At 66.2% G+C, this 16611-nt stretch carries 17 protein-coding genes; 8 read left to right on the plus strand and 9 right to left on the minus strand.

Annotated elements, in window-relative coordinates:
* Nucleotides 1-11: 11 nt before the first annotated feature.
* The 5 genes from MARPU_RS01420 to MARPU_RS16480 form a co-directional block, all read right to left on the minus strand.
* Nucleotides 12-1484, minus strand: coding sequence for a lipopolysaccharide biosynthesis protein (locus MARPU_RS01420; RefSeq protein WP_005224537.1), 1473 nt, complete (start codon nt 1482-1484; stop codon nt 12-14).
* A gap of 6 nt (nt 1485-1490) precedes the next feature.
* The gene (locus MARPU_RS01425; RefSeq protein ID WP_005224536.1) at nt 1491-2891 is read right to left on the minus strand and encodes a GumC family protein; all 1401 of its coding nucleotides are present in this window, start codon (nt 2889-2891) and stop codon (nt 1491-1493) included.
* Nucleotides 2892-2906: 15 nt separating this feature from the next.
* The gene (locus tag MARPU_RS01430) at nt 2907-3911 is read right to left on the minus strand and encodes a polysaccharide biosynthesis/export family protein (RefSeq protein WP_232229486.1); all 1005 of its coding nucleotides are present in this window, start codon (nt 3909-3911) and stop codon (nt 2907-2909) included.
* A gap of 31 nt (nt 3912-3942) precedes the next feature.
* A complete protein-coding gene (locus MARPU_RS16475) occupies nt 3943-5622 on the minus strand; it encodes a P-loop NTPase (RefSeq protein WP_198015486.1) in 1680 nt (559 codons plus the stop codon).
* A gap of 109 nt (nt 5623-5731) precedes the next feature.
* The gene (locus tag MARPU_RS16480; protein WP_005224533.1) at nt 5732-6784 is read right to left on the minus strand and encodes a sugar transferase; all 1053 of its coding nucleotides are present in this window, start codon (nt 6782-6784) and stop codon (nt 5732-5734) included.
* A 394-nt stretch (nt 6785-7178) separates the two neighbouring features.
* Between MARPU_RS16480 and MARPU_RS01445 the strand changes: the two genes are divergently transcribed.
* From MARPU_RS01445 to MARPU_RS01470, 6 genes are all read left to right on the plus strand, one after another.
* The gene (locus MARPU_RS01445; RefSeq protein WP_005224532.1) at nt 7179-7931 is read left to right on the plus strand and encodes a Nif3-like dinuclear metal center hexameric protein; all 753 of its coding nucleotides are present in this window, start codon (nt 7179-7181) and stop codon (nt 7929-7931) included.
* Nucleotides 7932-8136: 205 nt separating this feature from the next.
* Nucleotides 8137-8730 (plus strand): ubiquinol-cytochrome c reductase iron-sulfur subunit, encoded by a 594-nt coding sequence (petA, locus tag MARPU_RS01450; protein WP_005224531.1) that lies wholly within the window; start codon nt 8137-8139, stop codon nt 8728-8730.
* Nucleotides 8730-9974 (plus strand): cytochrome b, encoded by a 1245-nt coding sequence (locus tag MARPU_RS01455; RefSeq protein ID WP_005224530.1) that lies wholly within the window; start codon nt 8730-8732, stop codon nt 9972-9974. Before petA ends, MARPU_RS01455 begins: the two co-directional genes overlap by 1 nt.
* Complete coding sequence (locus tag MARPU_RS01460; protein ID WP_005224529.1) at nt 9971-10702, plus strand: cytochrome c1; 732 nt, start codon at nt 9971-9973, stop codon at nt 10700-10702. The genes MARPU_RS01455 and MARPU_RS01460 overlap by 4 nt, the downstream gene beginning before the upstream one ends.
* A gap of 358 nt (nt 10703-11060) precedes the next feature.
* Nucleotides 11061-11687, plus strand: a complete 627-nt coding sequence (sspA, locus tag MARPU_RS01465) for a stringent starvation protein SspA (RefSeq protein ID WP_025275053.1) — start codon at nt 11061-11063, stop codon at nt 11685-11687.
* Between the two features lie 210 nt (nt 11688-11897).
* Nucleotides 11898-12359: a ClpXP protease specificity-enhancing factor gene (locus MARPU_RS01470; protein WP_025275054.1), complete on the plus strand. Its 462-nt coding sequence runs from the start codon at nt 11898-11900 to the stop codon at nt 12357-12359.
* 12 nt (nt 12360-12371) lie between these two features.
* Here the strand turns inward: MARPU_RS01470 and MARPU_RS01475 are convergent, their stop codons facing one another.
* Entirely contained in the window at nt 12372-12689 is a 318-nt protein-coding gene (locus MARPU_RS01475; RefSeq protein WP_005224526.1) for a DUF3301 domain-containing protein, read from the minus strand.
* 18 nt (nt 12690-12707) lie between these two features.
* Between MARPU_RS01475 and MARPU_RS01480 the strand changes: the two genes are divergently transcribed.
* A complete protein-coding gene (locus MARPU_RS01480) occupies nt 12708-12998 on the plus strand; it encodes a hypothetical protein (RefSeq protein WP_156929211.1) in 291 nt (96 codons plus the stop codon).
* A 7-nt stretch (nt 12999-13005) separates the two neighbouring features.
* On the opposite strand, the gene MARPU_RS01485 is transcribed toward MARPU_RS01480, so the two are convergent.
* Together MARPU_RS01485 and MARPU_RS01490 are read right to left on the minus strand one after the other, a co-directional pair.
* A complete protein-coding gene (locus MARPU_RS01485; RefSeq protein WP_005224524.1) occupies nt 13006-14067 on the minus strand; it encodes an AI-2E family transporter in 1062 nt (353 codons plus the stop codon).
* A complete protein-coding gene (locus MARPU_RS01490) occupies nt 14064-14510 on the minus strand; it encodes a hypothetical protein (protein ID WP_005224523.1) in 447 nt (148 codons plus the stop codon). Before MARPU_RS01490 ends, MARPU_RS01485 begins: the two co-directional genes overlap by 4 nt.
* A 304-nt stretch (nt 14511-14814) precedes the next feature.
* Between MARPU_RS01490 and MARPU_RS01495 the strand changes: the two genes are divergently transcribed.
* On the plus strand, nt 14815-16014 hold the full coding sequence (locus tag MARPU_RS01495) for a TraB/GumN family protein (RefSeq protein ID WP_005224522.1): 1200 nt from the start codon (nt 14815-14817) through the stop codon (nt 16012-16014).
* 17 nt (nt 16015-16031) lie between these two features.
* Here the strand turns inward: MARPU_RS01495 and MARPU_RS01500 are convergent, their stop codons facing one another.
* Nucleotides 16032-16610, minus strand: a complete 579-nt coding sequence (locus MARPU_RS01500) for a YqiA/YcfP family alpha/beta fold hydrolase (protein ID WP_005224521.1) — start codon at nt 16608-16610, stop codon at nt 16032-16034.
* Nucleotide 16611: the final 1 nt, after the last annotated feature.

Raw genomic sequence — 16611 nt, forward strand, 5'->3', positions numbered from 1 at the left:
GGTTCGGTGGATCAGCGCCTGAGTCGCAACAGTCGTCGCCAGGGGAGTGGTGAGAGCAGCGCGAGCCGGGCGCGGGCGAGCCGGTGGAGCAGCAGCAGCAGGGCGATGTGGACGAGGATGCGCAGCGTCGTCGCTATCGGACCATCCCCCAAGGGTAGCAGCGACAGCGTCCAGATCAGCGCGCCGTTGAGGGCGAACAGCGGCCAGATCCAGTCGAGCTGACGCCGTTCGCGGCGATCGAGACGGTCGAGTTGTGGGCGCAGGGTATGGCGAAACAGCATGAACAGCAGCGCGAATCCCAGCACACTCGTGGCGGCAATGCCGGGCAGTCCCCAGCCCAGGCGTACCACCAGCCAGGCGCTCAGTCCCTCGCAGACGAGCACCAACGGGACCAGCAATGCGGCGTGGCGCTGTCGCTCGAAGGCGACCACCAGGCTACGCAGCACCAGCGCGAGGGCGAGGAAGTGGATCCCGCAGGCGAGGATCTGGGTGGGAACGACCGCCTCCTGGTAGCGTGGCAGCAGCCAGTCGATCGCCAGTGGGGTGGCGAGCGCCACCGGGCCGATCAGCAGCGGCATCAGGAAAGCGGCGTTGAGCGCCGGGCGCAGCAGGTGCTCGCGCAGCAGTTGGTCGCGATCGGTGGCAGCAAGCTCGCCCATCAATCTTGGCTCGAGGATCTCGCGGGCGGTGCCGGGAATGTTGCGCAGGAAGCCGACGATCATCACCGCCACCCCGTAGTGACCGAGCGCGCCGGCGCCGAGCAGCACCCAGGCCATCACCCGATCGGCGGTGACCACCAGCATCATCGCCAGCTCCAGGCTCATGATCGGCCAGCCGCGCCGGATCATTTCGCCACCGAGTCGGAGTGGTCGTCTGGGCCAGTGCGGAACGATCCCGGCCTGTCGCCAGAGCAGCACCCCGATCGCCGCCTCGGTGATCAGCAGCGACAGCAGCAGCCCGGGAAAGCCGAGCGTGGGCAGCAGCGCCAGGGTGGTGACCAATAGCAGCGCGGACTCGAGATAGTTGGCGCGACCGATCAGGTCGAAACGGTGACGCGCCTTGAGCGCGGCGAAGGCGGTGTGGTGCCAGGCCTGGAGCAGCACCATCCCGGCCATCGCCACCAGTCCCTGGCGCAGTGCGTCGTCCTGGTGACCGTCGAGCGCGAACAGCAGCAGCGTGATGGCCACCAGGGCATCGAGCGCCAGGGTGGTGAGGATGGCCCCGGAGACCAGCGACTCGGCGCGCTCCCCCTCGCCCCGGGCGAGGTGCCAGGGATAGAAGACGCGCAGCGTGGTGCGCGCGCCGAGATGGGCGTAGCTGGCGTACTGCGGGATCAGCTTGAGCAGGGTCCAGACCCCGAACAGCTCGGGGGTGAGCAGCCGGGGTCTGAGAAAGGCGGTGATGGCGCCGATCAGCTGGCGGGTGATCTTGCTCGAGAGGTAACGGGCCAGGGTGGTGCTGAAGTCGGCGCGACGCGGCTCCATCGCGGGCTAGCGCGGTGGTGGTTGCTGTGGCTCGGCTGGCGGGGCGTTGACCGCCGGGATCGAGAACAGTAGCGGTAGGCCGGAGAACTGCTCGACATCGCGCGCGGTCTTGAAGGTGTGGTCGAAGAACTCACGCACGAACCCCAGGCTGAACCCGGTGATGAAGCCGGCGAGCAGTCCGATCACCAGCAGCACCGGGCGATTGGGGAAGACCGGCTCGCCGGTGGAGAAGGCGGGGCTGAGGATGCTGACGAAGAACAGCGACAGGGTGGAGTCGACCCCGGCGTTGATCTCGGCCTCCTCGCGCCGCTTGAAGAAGGTACCGAAGGACTGACGCAGCAAATCGGCCTCGCGGCTCAGTCGGTCGCTCTCGATGCCCTGGCGCTGCAGTTCGAGGTTGCGCGCCTCGATCTCGGCGAGTCGACGCTGCAGGATCAGCTGTTGCTCGCGCAGCGCGGCGAACTCGGTGTCGAGCTGGTCGCGATAGTCGGCCACCTCCTGCTTGAGCTGGCGCATGGTACTGGTGATCTGGGCGTCGATTGCCGCGACCGCGTGGGCGTCGGGCTCGTAGTGGCGCGCGGTGCGGCCGCGCTCGATGCGCAGGTCGATGATCCGCGCGGCGATCTCGGCGACGGTCTGGTTGGTGATGAAGGCGTAGTTGCGCAGCTGTTCGGTGGCGAGGGTGCGATCGAGGTGCTCGAGCTGTTCGCGCAGGGTCACGGCGCGGGTGTCGAGATCGAGCAGGCGTTCCTCGACGTTTTGCTTGATCTGCAGGTTGAGTTCGATCTCCTTGGCCGGGTTGGGGGTGCCGGTGGTGTTGGCCAGCTCGATCAGCGCCTGCTCGGTGGTGCTGATCTGATCGCGGAAGCGCTCCACCTGGTTGACGAAGAAGTCGACCGTGCCCTCAGGGTAGAGGATCTCGGCGCGGCGCTCGATATAGGCGGCGAGGATGGCGTCGAGGATGGCCACCGCAGCGGTGGCGTCGGGGTGCTGGAACTCGACGTTGATCACTCGAGAATCGGGCACCAACTCGATCTGCAGTCGACTGCGCACGCGATGCCAGTCGAGAGCGGCGCCAAGCTCGGGGTGGCTCTCCTTGAGCCGGGCGATAGCCCCTTGCTGTACCGCCGGCGAGCGCAGCAGCTCGCGTTCGGAGCGCAGGTCCTCCTCGCTGACCTTGAACGAGCGGACCTCGGTCTCCTCGAGCGACTGTGGGCTGCGCTGGAGTTCGCTGGCACGCAGCAGGATCGCGCCCTGCGCCGAGTAGACCGACGGGGCGAGGAAGGCGATCGCCGCGGCGACGAGGAACACCGCCAGGGTGGTGAGCAGGATCAGCCGCTGCTGGGCGAAGTAGATCTGCAGCAGTTCGCGCAGATAGTTTTCGGTACGTAGATGGGGACGTTCCACGTCGGCTGGTCCTGGTCAGAGTTCGTCGATCGCGATGTTTTCGATACTGATGCTCCAGCCTCGGAACATCAGCGCATCGCGCACCTGTTGCGCGATCTGCGCGGCCTCGCTGAGACGGGTGCGTGGCACGAAGACCAGGTCGTCGGGCATCAGATAGAACATCGCCTTGTGTCCGCCGAGCGCGCCGGAGCGGCTGAGGTCGATGCGGGTGGCGATCACCTTGCCCTGGTGGTGACGGGCGACGATCACCGAGTCGAGCTGGGCATCGGTGCTGTAGCTGCCGGCCAGCGCCAGCGCCTGCCCCACCGAGATCGGCTTGACGATGGTGAAGGCGCCGGGCTCCTTGACCGCGCCGAGCACATAGACCAGCGAGCCTGAGTGTCGCTCGAGGAAGAGGTCGACGTGCAGCCCGGAGATCAGCCGTTCGTAATCGCGGTTGAGTTCGGTGTTGAGCGACTCGATGGTACGTCCGGCGGCCATCACCTCGCCGATCATGGGGAAGGTGACATAGCCGTCGGGGCGGACCGTGACCAGTCGGCTGAGTCCGCGCGGGGCGGTGTGCAGGTCACGCTTGAGTTCCTTGATGGCGGACTGGAACTCGGGCACCTGGACGTAGATCTCGGGGTCCTTGAGGATGCCGGCATAGGCCTTCCTGAGTTCCTGCTCGACCTGCTTCGGAGTCTTGCCGACGACATAGTACTCGCCGATGTAGGGCAGGCTGATCATGCCGTTGGGACGGACCAGTTGCTCCTCGTTGAGTTCGGGAGTGTAGATGAACTTGACCGCGACGGTGTGATCGACCGAGATGTTGAAGGTGTCCTTCTCCAGCCAGGTGCGGATCTGGAACAGCACGTCGAGGGTGTCGCCGGGCGAGATGCTGTACTTCGGCATCAGGTCGAAGGTTTCGCCCTCGGCGAAGGAGAACGACTGACGCGCGACTACGACTTCCTCATCGACCTCGAGTACGGTCTGCTGCTGGGAGCAACCGACGAGCAGCGCCAGCAACGCGAGGATCGGCAAGATCAGCGCCGGGCGAGATAGGGATCCGGACTCAGGCATACAGCCCCCTGGGGATGTAGTACTTGCGCTTGTTCAGCACCGCGCCGAGCAGCCGCGCCCCGGCCGATTGCAATCGGTCCTGGGTGTATTGCATCACCTCCCACCGGGTGCGCTCGCTCTCGATCACCAGGACCACGCCGTCGAAGGCGGTGGCGCCAATGGTGAGGTCTTGCTCGCCGAGGCTGCTGGGCCCATCGATCAGCAGCAGATCGTAGCGCTCGGCGCCGGCGCCGCGCAATGCGTCGAGACGGGCGCGCAATCGCTGTGGGTCCTGGCGGACCAGCATGTCACGCTGCTGGAGCCCCAGGGTGACCAGGTCGAGCCCGGGAGTTTCCGTGGGGCGTATGACCTCGTCGACCCCGGCCTGCCCGGCGAAGAGTTCGCACAGCCCAGGTGCCTCGTCGGTCTCGAACAGGGTCGCCAGGTGCGGGTGGGTGGGGTTGGCGTCGATCAGCAGGATGCGCAGTCCGACCTCTTGGACGCCGGCATAGGCCAGCTGCAGCGCCACCGTGGTCTTGCCGGCGCCCTCGTTGCAACTGGTCACCAGCAGCGAGCCGAGCGGTGGTTGCTGGCGCAGCCGGATCAGGCTCGAGGCGACCGTGTTGCGGTTGAGGGTGCGCGCGAGCTGGAGCGGGTCGAGCGTCTGTCCATTGCCCGAGGGCGATGTTCTCGAGGATTGCGTGTCGAGTGATCGTGGCGGGGGGGTGTCGTGAGCCTCGGTCCTGGCGTGCTGAGTCTGCTCGAGCGTGGAGGCCGAGAGGCGTTGCAGGTGAGCGACGAAGCAGTCCGGGGATTCGGCATACCACTTGCCGAGTGCCTGGATCGGGGTGTGGTCGCCGAGGATCGGCTGTGGCTGATGGTGGTTGTAGTCGCGCGCCACCTGGCGCAGCGCCCGCTTGAGCGGCTTGGCCTCGAGCGCCTCGTCGCTGCTGTCGAGACGGGCCTCGAGCAGGGTGTCGAAGCCGTGCAGCAGGGGGGGGGCGCTGACCGGCTCGGCGGTCTCCTGGTGATGGGTGATGTCGAGGTTCTCGCAGAGCCGTGCGAGCGCCTCGGTGTCGGGGAGCATGGCCTCCGCCTCGCCGTCGGTCAGCTCGGGCGAGGGGATGGTGATCAGCTCGCGCACCAGGATCGGGCAGGTCTTGAGCAGTGTCTTGAGGAAGGCGCGGGTCGCGGCCGGACTCAGCTCGTGGGTGACGCGTACGAACAGCCAGCGGGTGGCCTGGTCGATGGCGACGAAGAGGTACCACGGGCGCGAGTCGTCGACCGGCTGAGGCAGCCGGCGGGTGGACAGGTGCAGCCGGCCGGGCTGGACGTGTCGTGATGGTTGGCGTGTGGGCTCGACAGGTCCTGCGGGGAAGGTGCTCGGCTCGCTTGGTGGCGTGGTCGACGTGCTCGTGGCGGGGCGCGCCTCGACCAGCGTTGATGCCGGGGGGGCGAGGACGGCGTCCTGGGGATCATCCCGGGGGGGGATGTCCTGGGGCTCCGCAGCGTGTTCATCGTTCTCGCTCGACAGCGCTGATTGCCGCAGCGCGTCGGGCGCCTCCGTGATCGGAGCCGTCGGTTCGGAGGAGGTTGGGGGAGCGCCTGTCTCGGGTCCGTCCTGGATCGAGGGTCGCGCCGTGTCTGCAGTGGACGATGAGCGCTCGTCGTGGTTGATGGAGTCAACGCTCAACGGTGAATGCGGGGATGTCATGGATGCGTCCATCTCCAAGAAGTGCGTCTGCTGTCCGTGGACCGCAGTGGGGTACCTGCCTGACTTGACCGGAAGTCGATGCCTCAATTTAACAGAGGCTGGAGAGCAGGAAGTATTTTTGGAGCTTGAAGGCGTTCAATGGTGTCGCCGGTCGGATCTGCAGTACATAGTCATGATAGCCCTCGAGCCCGGGACTGGGGCGCTGCATGGTCAGCTGTGCCTCGCACCGCACGATCCGGCGCTTTTTCACGCCGCCGCCGGGATGACTGGCCTGGCGTTCGAGTCGCAGTCGCACGGGCTGGGGCGGGGGCGGGTGGCCGCTCGGGCAGCGGATCAGCACGGCCTCGTCGTTGAGGTCGACGAGCGTGCAGGCGCGGGCGTGTTCGTCGTCTTCGAGCCACACCCGACCGTTGTCCGGTGCGATGCGGTCGCGGAGACGCCGTTCGTCGTGGGTACGCTTGCGTCTCAGCCGTTGCCGTAGTGCATCGAGCAGGGTGCGCAGGAATCTCAGGCCGAGTGCCCACAGTGCATAGGCCAGCAGCCGCCGGTCGTTGCCGATGCGCTGGTTGCGGATCAGGTAGAAGCTGTCGATCAACGAGCGGATACGCTTGGGACTGCCGTGCGGGGTGAACAGCTGGGCGTAGCCGATCAACCCGGGGCGGGTCTGGAAGCGCAGGTCGTAGCCGGGGATGTGGCGACACAGCCGTTCGTAGATCTCCGGGCGCTCGGGGCGAGGTCCGATCAGATCCATGTCGCCCTTGATGACGTTGATGAGCTGTGGCAGCTCGTCGATCCGGGTCTCGCGCAGAAAGTGTCCGATCGGCGTCTCGAGACGCTGTCCGCGTCCGAGTAAGGTGGCGCCGATGATGCGATCGGCATCGGGCTTGAGGGTGCGGAACTTGTACATCGCGAAGGGGCGCTTGTGCCGCCCCAGGCGGATACTGGAGTAGAGCACCGGACCGCCGTCGGCGAGCTTGATCGCGATCGGGATCAGCACGAACAGTGGTGCGGTGCAGATCAGCAGCAGGGTGCCCACCAGAACGTTGAGCACCAGACTGGTGAGCGTGTTGAGCTTGCGATAGCCACCGCTGAAGCGCGGGGCGACGTGCTCGGTGGGGGAGCGGGGTACCTGTGCGTGCATCGCTACCGAATCAATGAGCTGTTGACGCGCGGCATCCAGTGCCGGGTCTCCAGCATGTTTTTGTGCGATGCCGAGACGGTCCGAGCAATCATCATGCTCTTTTACGTGTGCCGTCGATCGGCGTCTGTCCCCAGCATCCTAACGCGCTGGATCGGTCAGTAGAAGAGCAAAAAATACGCCGAAGATAACCGATGGATGTTATGGTTTGCGGGTTCCCTGTCCCTGCCGCTCCCGAGGTGTTCGTTTCAGCGACGCCACGAGGTCAGTCCGCGAGCGTGCCTGTCAGTCCGTGACGGGATCGTCCGACAGCTGGCCTGTCGGCTGTCGGGACCGCGTCGCGCGTGGATAGCGCCGACGCACGCCGTCTCAGGATCGAATCTCAGAGGTAAGCGTCATGTGCCAGCCGTGCGAACTGGTCGCTTTCTGCGATCAGTTGCTCGATGCGTCGGCCTTTGCCGACTACTGCCCCAATGGACTGCAGGCGGAGGGAGAGCGCGAAGTCGCTCTCCTGGTGAGTGGGGTGACCGCCAGTGCGGCGTTGATCGAGGCCGCCTGCGACCTCGATGCCGACGCCATCCTGGTCCATCACGGTTGGTTCTGGAAAAATGAGCCACCCTGCCTGACCGGGATCAAGGGGCGGCGCGCAAGGATGTTGCTCAGGGCGGGGATGAGTCTGATCGCCTATCATCTGCCGCTCGATGCTCACCCCGAAGTTGGCAACAATGCCACTCTGGGGCGCGAACTCGGCATCCTCGACGCGGCGCCGGCCACCGTTGGTGGCGGCTTGCTGTGGACCGGTCGGCTGGCCGTGGCGCAGGCTCCCGAGGCCGTCGCCGAGCGGGTGGCCGAGCGGCTCGGACGCGTGCCGCTACTGGTCGGCGAGCGCGCCCGTGCGGTCGAGCGCGTGGCCTGGTGCAGCGGCGGAGGACAGGGTCACATTGAACTGGCGGCCGACTTGGGGGTCGATCTGTTTCTGAGTGGAGAGATCTCGGAGCAGACCACCCATCTGGCCCGCGAACTCGGGCTCTCGTACCTGGCCGCGGGGCATCATGCGACCGAGCGTTATGGTGTCCAGGCGCTCGGTACACGGGTCGCCGAACACTTCGGAGTGCGCCATCAATTCATTGAAATCGCCAACCCGGCTTAGGTGTCAGGTGCGACTAATGTGGTAAAATGGTGCTTTTTCCGAGTTTTTCTTGACCCGTCGCGTCAAGATCAAGGAAAATGCGCGGTCGGTTCTGTAGCCAATCGTCATATTCTTACTCTTCCATCTAAACCTTTCGTCCAATCTGCGTGTGGTGTCTGCCTGAATGCCGTCGGCAGCCTCCGCACCAGTCGGGGGTAGCTAGCCTATGAGCGCGCAAGGCGTGAACAAACTGAGGCGACGAGTACTCGTCGCCGCGACCAGCGCGGTCGGTGCCGTCGGTGCCGGCTTCGCTCTTGTCCCGTTCGTCTCATCCATGAACCCGAGCGCGCGCGCTCGGGCTGCGGGTGCGCCGGTCGAGGCCGATGTCAGCAAGCTTGAGCCCGGCGCACTGCTGCGCGTCAAGTGGCGCGGCAAGCCGGTGTGGGTGGTGCACCGCACGCCGGAAATGCTCGAGGCACTGGCGAGCAACGATCCCAAGCTGGTCGATCCGGGCTCCGAAGTGCCACAGCAGCCCGAGTACTGCCAGAATCCGACCCGCTCGATCAAGCCCGAGTATCTGGTCGCCATCGGTATCTGTACCCACCTCGGCTGCTCGCCGACCTACCGCCCCGAGTTCGCTCCGGAAGACCTCGGCGCCGACTGGAAGGGTGGCTTCCACTGCCCCTGCCACGGCTCGCGCTTCGACCTCGCGGCACGCGTCTTCAAGGGTGTGCCGGCCCCGACCAATCTGGTCATTCCCAAGCACGCCTACCTCAACGACACCACCATCCTGATCGGTGAGGATGGAGGAGCTGCCTGATGAGCGCAGAAAAGACTGAAAACCTCGACTGGCTGAACCAGCGCTTCCCGCTGGCCAAGACCTGGCGCGCGCACGTCGCCGAGTACTATGCACCGAAGAACATGGGCTTCTGGTCCATCTTCGGCTCGCTGGCGCTGCTCACCCTGGTGCTCCAGATCGTCACCGGCATCTGGCTGGCGATGAGCTACAAGCCCTCCTCGGCCGAGGCCTTTGCCTCGATCGAGTACATCATGCGTGATGTCGACTGGGGCTGGCTGATCCGTTACATGCACTCCACCGGGGCCTCGGCCTTCTTCATCCTCATCTACCTGCACATGTTCCGCGGGTTGATGTGGGGCTCCTACCGCAAGCCGCGCGAGCTGCTGTGGATGATCGGCCTGGTGCTCTACCTGGTGATGATGGCGACCGCCTTCTTCGGCTATCTGCTGCCCTGGGGCCAGATGTCCTACTGGGGCGCGCAGGTCATCGTCAACCTCTTCGCCGCCGTGCCTGGCATCGGCGAGGACCTCTCGGTGTGGGTGCGTGGTGACTATGTGATCTCCGACGCCACCCTCAACCGCTTCTTCGCCTTCCACTTCCTGCTGCCCTTCGTGCTCGCCGCGCTGGTGTTCCTGCACATCGTCGCACTGCACCACGTCGGTTCCAGCAACCCCGACGGCATCGAGATCAAGAAGGGCCCCAAGGGCAACCGCTGGGACGAGAACGCCCCGGCCGACGGCGTCCCCTTCCACCCCTACTACACGGTCAAGGATCTGGTCGGCGTCGCCATCTTCCTGGCCCTGTTCTCCCTGGTGCTGTTCTACGCCCCGACCATGGGCGGGCTGTTCCTGGAAGCGCCGAACTTCCAGCCGGCCAACCCGCTGCAGACCCCGGAGCACATCGCCCCGGTGTGGTACTTCACCCCCTACTACGCGATGCTGCGCGCGGTGCCGCCGATGTGGGGTTCGCAGTTCCCCGGCGTGGTGGTGATGTTCGGTGCCATCCTGATCATGTTCCTGCTGCCCTGGCTCGATCGCAGCCCGGTCAAGTCGATCCGCTACAAGGGGCCGATCTTCAAGGCTGCCCTGGGTATCTTCGCGGTGACCTTCGTGGTGCTGGCATGGCTCGGCATGCGCCCGGCCTCCGACCTCTCCACGCTGCTGTCGCAGATCTTCACGGTGCTGTACTTCGCCTTCTTCCTGCTGATGCCGATCTACAGCTCGCTGGACAAGACCAAGCCCGTTCCTGAGAGGGTGACCTCATGAGAAAACTGATCATCGCCACCCTGTTGCTGCTCTCGCCGGTCACGCTGCTGGCCTCTGGCGGGGGCGCGCACCTGGAAGATGCCGACATCGACCTGCACGACAAGGCCTCGCTGCAACGCGGCGCCAAGTACTTCGCGAACTACTGCATGGGGTGTCACTCGCTGCAGTACATGCGTTACAACCGCATGGCCGAGGACCTGGGCATCGACGAGATCTCGCTGCGCGAGAACCTGATCTTCGGTGACGCCAAGCCCGGCGACCTGATGACCAACTCGATGCGTCCCGAGGACGGCGAGAAGTGGTTCGGCACCGCGATCCCGGACCTCACCCTGGTGACGCGCTGGCGTTCGCCCGACTGGGTCTACACCTATCTGAAGGGCTTCTACGTCGACGACACCCGTCCCTACGGCGTCAATAACGTGCTCTTCCCGCTGGTCGGCATGCCTCACGTGCTCGGCGGCCTGCAGGGTGTGCAGCAGCCGGTGATGTCTGAGCCGCACGATGGCAGCGAAGCCGTTCCGGTCGGTGTCGAGCTGGTCGAGGAGGGTACGCTCTCCCCCGAGGAATACGACACCATGGTGCGTGACATCACCGCCTTCCTGACCTATGTCGGGGAGCCGATGAAGCTCGAGCGTCAGCGCCTGGGACTCTATGTCCTGCTGTTCCTCGGCGTGTTCTTCCTGATCGCCTACTTCCTGAAGAAGGAGTACTGGAAGGACATCCACTAGTCGCTGACTCGTGGAGCCCGGCCGCGCGGCGCTGAGCCGCGCGGCTCGCGAGACCCGCCACTCGTTGCGAGCGGCGGGTCTCGTCGTTTATGGGGGCGCTAGCACGTCGAAGGCCCCTTGTCGAGGGGGCTGGCGAGAAAAAACGCCCCGGTAGGAGCCGGGGCGGAGTATACTCTCCGGGTCGCTGTGCGCTCGGAATGCCCCGGGTGCGCGTACGCACGAAATGACGGTGTCGCGTGGATGCGCGCGCATGGCGCGGTCTTCGCGCGGGGCTGGTGGTGCCGCTGCCAGGGTGGGCTGGCGGCCTTGACTCTTTGGAGCCCTGCCGGGCTCAGCCGACGCGCTGGAGAAGGGAAGAATGGCAGTGGCTGCGAGCAGACGAGCTGTGATGACGCTATATTCGGATCCTGTTTGTCCTTATTGCCATCGGGTGAGAATGGTTCTCGCCGAGAAGGGAATCAGCGTTGACGTGGTCGATGTCGACGCCCACGATCTGCCCGACGAGGTCATGGACTTCAACCCCTATGGTACGGTCCCGACCCTGGTCGATCGTGACCTGCGCCTCTACGAGTCGCAGATCATCATGGAGTATCTCGACGAACGCTTCCCGCATCCACCGCTGCTGCCGGTCGATCCGGTCTCGCGGGCCAATGCGCGTCTGTTCATGTATCGCATCGATCGTGATTGGTATGCGTTGATGCGGCGCATCGCCATGGGTGATCAGAAGGAGGCTGCGCAGGCTCGCAAGGAGCTGCTCGAGAGCCTGATCGTGACCGCCCCGGTGTTCGGCGCCCACCCCTACTTCATGAGCGAGGAGTTCTCCATCGTCGACTGCTGCGTGGCACCACTGTTGTGGCGCCTGCCGCGTCTCGGCATCGAACTCCCGGCGCAGTGTGCGCCGATCCGCGCTTACATGAAACGGATCTTCTCCACCGACGCCTTCCGTCAGAGTCTCAGCGACGCCGAAAAGGAGATGGCCGCCTAGCGGGCGGAGCTGACCGTCGGTCCCCAAGTCGCCCTGGCATGACGGCGGCTGCTACTCTTGTAGACGGTCCGGGCGCGTCGCTACACTGAGCGTCTCGTCCGGGCTCGGCCGGTGAGTGCGCGCGGTGTGCCGAAACATCATTTCGCGCGCCGGATGCAGCCAATCCAGGCCTTCCCGGATCGCCCAGACCTCCAAGACCAGACCGTTATGATGACCTCGACCAAACCCTACCTGATCCGCGCCATCCACGAGTGGATCCTCGACAACGACATGACCCCGCATCTGGTCGTCGACGTCAGCTACCCGGGCATGCGTGTCCCCTCCGAGTTCGCTGAGGATGGCCGCCTGGTGCTCAATATCTCGCCCTCGGCGACCCGTAACCTGCTGATCGGCAACGAATGGATCGAGTTCAACGCCCGTTTCGGTGGTGTTGCCCGTGACCTGCTGATCCCGGCCGATGCGGTGATCGGCATCTTCACCCGCGAGAACGGTCAGGGCATGGTGTTCCCGGAGCCCGATGCCCCCGAGGAGGATCTGTTGCTCGACGACGACCTCCCGGTCGAGAGCGGCCCGACACTGCGTCCTGTCGAGAGCGGCGAGGGTGTGCGTGACGAGGCGCCGTCGCGTCCGGCCAAGAGCAAGGGCGGCCCGACCCTCAAGGTCGTCAAGTAACGCGACTTGCGCTCAAGCGTCCTCGCTGCGCGCCGGCAGGCCGAAGCTCAGCTCCTCCAGCGCGATTCCGCGCAACACCAGATAGCCGCTGCGTCGTCCGGTCCCTTCCTCGCTGAACTCGAAGCGATAGACCCGGCGCAGCCGCAGCCCTCCGCCCCCCCAGCTCAACCCGATTCGGCGCAACGCGACCGTCTGGTCGAGCAGCTGCAGATCGCGCTGAGCGCAGCCACGATCACACAGGGCAAGAGCCCGCTCGCGGGCGCGCAGGCCATCGGTCCAGAGTCCGCCGAGGGCCGCAAGCAGCATGATTGCCAACAGCTCCTCGCTCATTTCCCGACTCCCGTGGTGGTGGTGCTACGGCGCAGCTGGCCGCTGCTGCTTGCCGTGCTGCTGCCCGGCTGTGGTGGCGGCGACTCGGGGGGCCACGCCGATGCCGCGCAGTTGCGCGCGCTGCATGCCTTGATGGTCGAGATCCGTGCCGATCTTGCCGCAGCCCGTGTCGCCGAGGCCCGCGCCGAACTACCGGCGCTGCGTCGTCTGGGGCACGGGCTGACAGTGTCGCAGCAGCGCTCGGTCGAACGGCTGACGGTGCTGGTGGAGACCGAGTGGCGCTGTGCTCGCCAGTGGCGTTGCGATTGATCGACCTTCATTTCACCCGTACCTCGTGCGCGCTGCTGGCGGTGACCTCGGGGCCGAGCAGGATCGCGATCGGGCGAGTCTGCGGGGTGGCGTCGAGCGCGATCTTCAGTGACATCGTCAGCGGCACCGAGAGGAACATGCCGACCGGCCCCAGCACCCAGCCCCAGAACACCAGGGAGACGAAGACTACCAAGGTCGAGAGCCCGAGCCCACGCCCCATGATCCGGGGCTCGAGAATGTTGCCGACAAGGGTATTGATGAACACATAGCCGAGCGCCACCAGCAGCGCGCTCTGCAGGTCGAGCTGGACCAGTGCCAGCAGTACCGCCGGGATCGCGGCGAGGATCGAGCCGATGGTCGGTACGAAGTTGAGCAGGAAGGCCACCGCCGCCCACAACACCGCGAAATCCACCCCGAGGACCGCCAGCCACACCCAGACCGCGAAGCCGGTGCCGAGGCTGGTGACGGTCTTCAGCCCCATGTAGTGGTTGACGCTGTCGAGCACGTGCTTGAGCCGCGCGATCGAGGCCTCCGGGGTCTTGAGCGCGAGGGTGAGCTTGGCCGGCAGGTTGGTGGCCTCGAGCAGGATGAAGACCACGGTGAGCAGGATCAGAAAGGTATTGGTCAGTGCGCCGCTCAGCCCGGAGATCAGTTCGCCGGCGAAGCCGAGCGCGCGCGCCGGGTCGACATAGGTCTGCAGCGCCTCGCGCGAGGTGTGGATGCCGATGCCGTCGAGCCAGCCGACCAGCTCGCCGGTGAGCTGTTTGAGCCGCTCCTGATACTCGGGCAGGCTCGCCTCGAAGCCACCGAGTGAGCCTGCCACCAGCACCCCGGCGATGCTGCCGACTCCGACCAGCCCGAGCATCACCGCCACCAGCGCCAGCCCGTTGGGTAGGCCGCGGCGGCGCAGATAGCCGAGCGGCGGGCTGGCGATCACCGCGATGAATACCGCGAGCAGGAAGGGGGCGATCAGCGACGAGGCCGCCTGCATCCCGGCGATCACCACCACAAAGGCGCCGGCGACCAGCAGCAGCCGGGCCGCCGAGCTGAAGCCGATTTCCTCGCTCATCGCTCGCGCGCTGCCGGCAGCTCGAACTGCGGCAGCCCGGTGTGCAGCCACCAGGTCTCGCGCTCGGCGTCCCAGCGCCAGGTCTGGGCGTCGCTGACCTGGCGCAGCACCTGAGTGTCTTCATGCAGATAGTCGATCAGCACCAGCTGGTTGGCGGTGTCCTCATCGGGCAGGGTGAGCGGGCGTATCACCTCGTAGCCGGTGACGCGGACGCCGGAGAGATCGGGCATCGGCTCCGCAGCGCGCAGTTCGGGGTCGAGCAGTCCGTAGGCGGTATCGAAATAGCTCCAGCGGATGGCGGTGTGGTGGCGGTAGGTGGCCGCCTGCAGGCTGTTGTTGCGCTTGTCCTTCTCGACCGTGGCGCAACCGCCGGTGAGCAGCGCCAGCGCGACGGCGGCGAGGACGAGCGAGACGAAACCTGGGGTCGATGAGCGAGGCTGCATATGGGCTCCGGGGTTCCTGTGCTGCACCGTCGAGCGATGATAAGCCATCGGGTGCGTTCGACCAATCCGCGACCGGGGGGTATGATGCCGGCCCTCACCGACACCGGGATGTGTCGCCGTTGTCCGCGCCGCTCGCCGCGCCTGCTCGTCGGTTCGCCGAGCGCGTACGCCCTGGTTCGGCGGGACTCGACCCGCGGCTGCCAACGTCCGCGGTCATGAACCGAACATGCTTGATGTCGTGCCGATGTCCTCCAGGGAAGGGGCTGCGGCGTCTTTTCCTATTGCTCTCCGCGGTGAACCCCTGATGCCCGAGATCGCCGAACCCAATCACGAAATCGTCCGAGACGGGATCCACTACACCCTGCTCGGTACCGCGCACGTCTCGCGGGTGAGCGCCGAGCAGGTGCGTCGACTGATTCGCAGCGGCGACTACGATGCCGTCGCCGTGGAACTCTGTCGCAGCCGCTACAAGGCGGTGATCGACCCCAAGTCGCTGTCACGGATGGATCTGTTCTCGGTGATCCGCCAGAACCGGGTCTACATGGTGGTCGCCAATCTCGCGCTCTCGGCCTATCAGCAGCGTCTCGCCGATCAGTTCGGCATCGAGCCCGGCGCCGAGCAGCGCATGGCGCTGCGGCTGGCGCGCGAGCGTGAACTGCCGGTGCTGTTGATCGACCGCGAGATCGGCACGACTCTGAAACGGATCTCGGCCAACCTCGGTTGGTGGCGGCGCTATACCCTGTTCACCGGGCTGCTCGCGGCGATGGTGACCTCCGAGCAGGTCACCGAAGAGGAGGTCGAACGGCTCAAGGAAGGCGATGTGCTCGAGACCACCTTCGCCGAGTTCGCCGCCGATCGTCGCGATCTCTACCAGCCGCTGATCGAGGAGCGCGACCGCTACATGGCCGCCAAGCTGCGTCGCGAGGCCGAGCGCACCGGTGCCAAGCGGGTGCTGGCGGTGATCGGTGTCGGCCATCTGCGCGGTATCGGGCGGTGTCTGGCCGAGGAGGACGAGTCGCCCGAACCGGTGATCGCCGAACTCGAGCGGTTGCCGCCGCCCAACCCCTGGCCGCGCCGCCTGCCCTGGGTGTTGGTGGTGCTGATCCTCGCCGGCTTCGGCTATGGCTTCGCGATGAGCCCGGAACTCGGCTGGGAGCTGGTGGTGAGCTGGGTGGTGATCAACGGCGGACTCTCGGCGCTCGGCGCCCTGATCGCCGTCGCGCACCCGCTGACCGTGCTCTCGGCCTTCGTCGCCGCGCCGCTGACCTCGCTCAACCCGACCATCGGCGCCGGCATGGTCACCGGCGCGGTGGAGTTGTCGGTGCGCAAGCCGAGCGTCGGCGACTTCAGCCGGCTGCGCGACGATGTCGCCTCGCTGCGCGGCTGGTGGCGCAATCGGGTGGCGCGGGTGTTCCTGGTGTTCCTGCTCAGCTCGCTCGGTTCGGCCCTCGGCACCTATATCGCCGGACTGCGTATCGTCGGCCAGCTGGTCGAGGCGCACTGAGCGCGTCGGCGCCCGGCTCAGGCGTCGGCGTCGAGCTGGGCGCGGATCAGCGCCACCGCCTCGTCGAGGTGCTGGAAGGCGTGATCGCCGCCGTCCCAGGCCAGCACCCGGGCGCTGGCGCCGCACTCGCCATAGAGACGTTCGGCGATGCGGTGGTCGATGACCTCGTCGCCGCGGTCGAGGAAGACGGTGGTCGGGACCCCGTCGCAGGGATGATCCACGGCATAGCGTCGGGTCTGTTCGGTCTGCTCGCGGCTGACCTGATAGCGCTCGCCGTCGGCGGTGGTCAGGGTCTGCCCGGCGTACTCGTCGAAGAAGGCCCAGGGGGTGAGCGCGGGGTTGATCAGATAGAGGTGCGAGAAGCGGAAGCGGCGTGCCAGATATTGACCGTAGAAGCCTCCCATCGAGCTGCCGACGACCGCCGGGGTCGGGTGCTCGAGCCCGGCGAAGAAGCCCTCGAGGGTGGCGATTGCGGCCTCGGGGCGATGGGCCGGGTAGTCGATCGCCCGCACCGGGTGGGGGGCGAGGTGTTCGCGCAGGAAGCCGGCCTTGAACGAGCGGCTGGAGCTGTTGAGGCCGTGGAGATAGACGAGCATG

This window comes from Marichromatium purpuratum 984 (assembly GCF_000224005.2).
In the GTDB taxonomy this organism is placed as follows: Bacteria; Pseudomonadota; Gammaproteobacteria; order Chromatiales; family Chromatiaceae; genus Marichromatium; species Marichromatium purpuratum.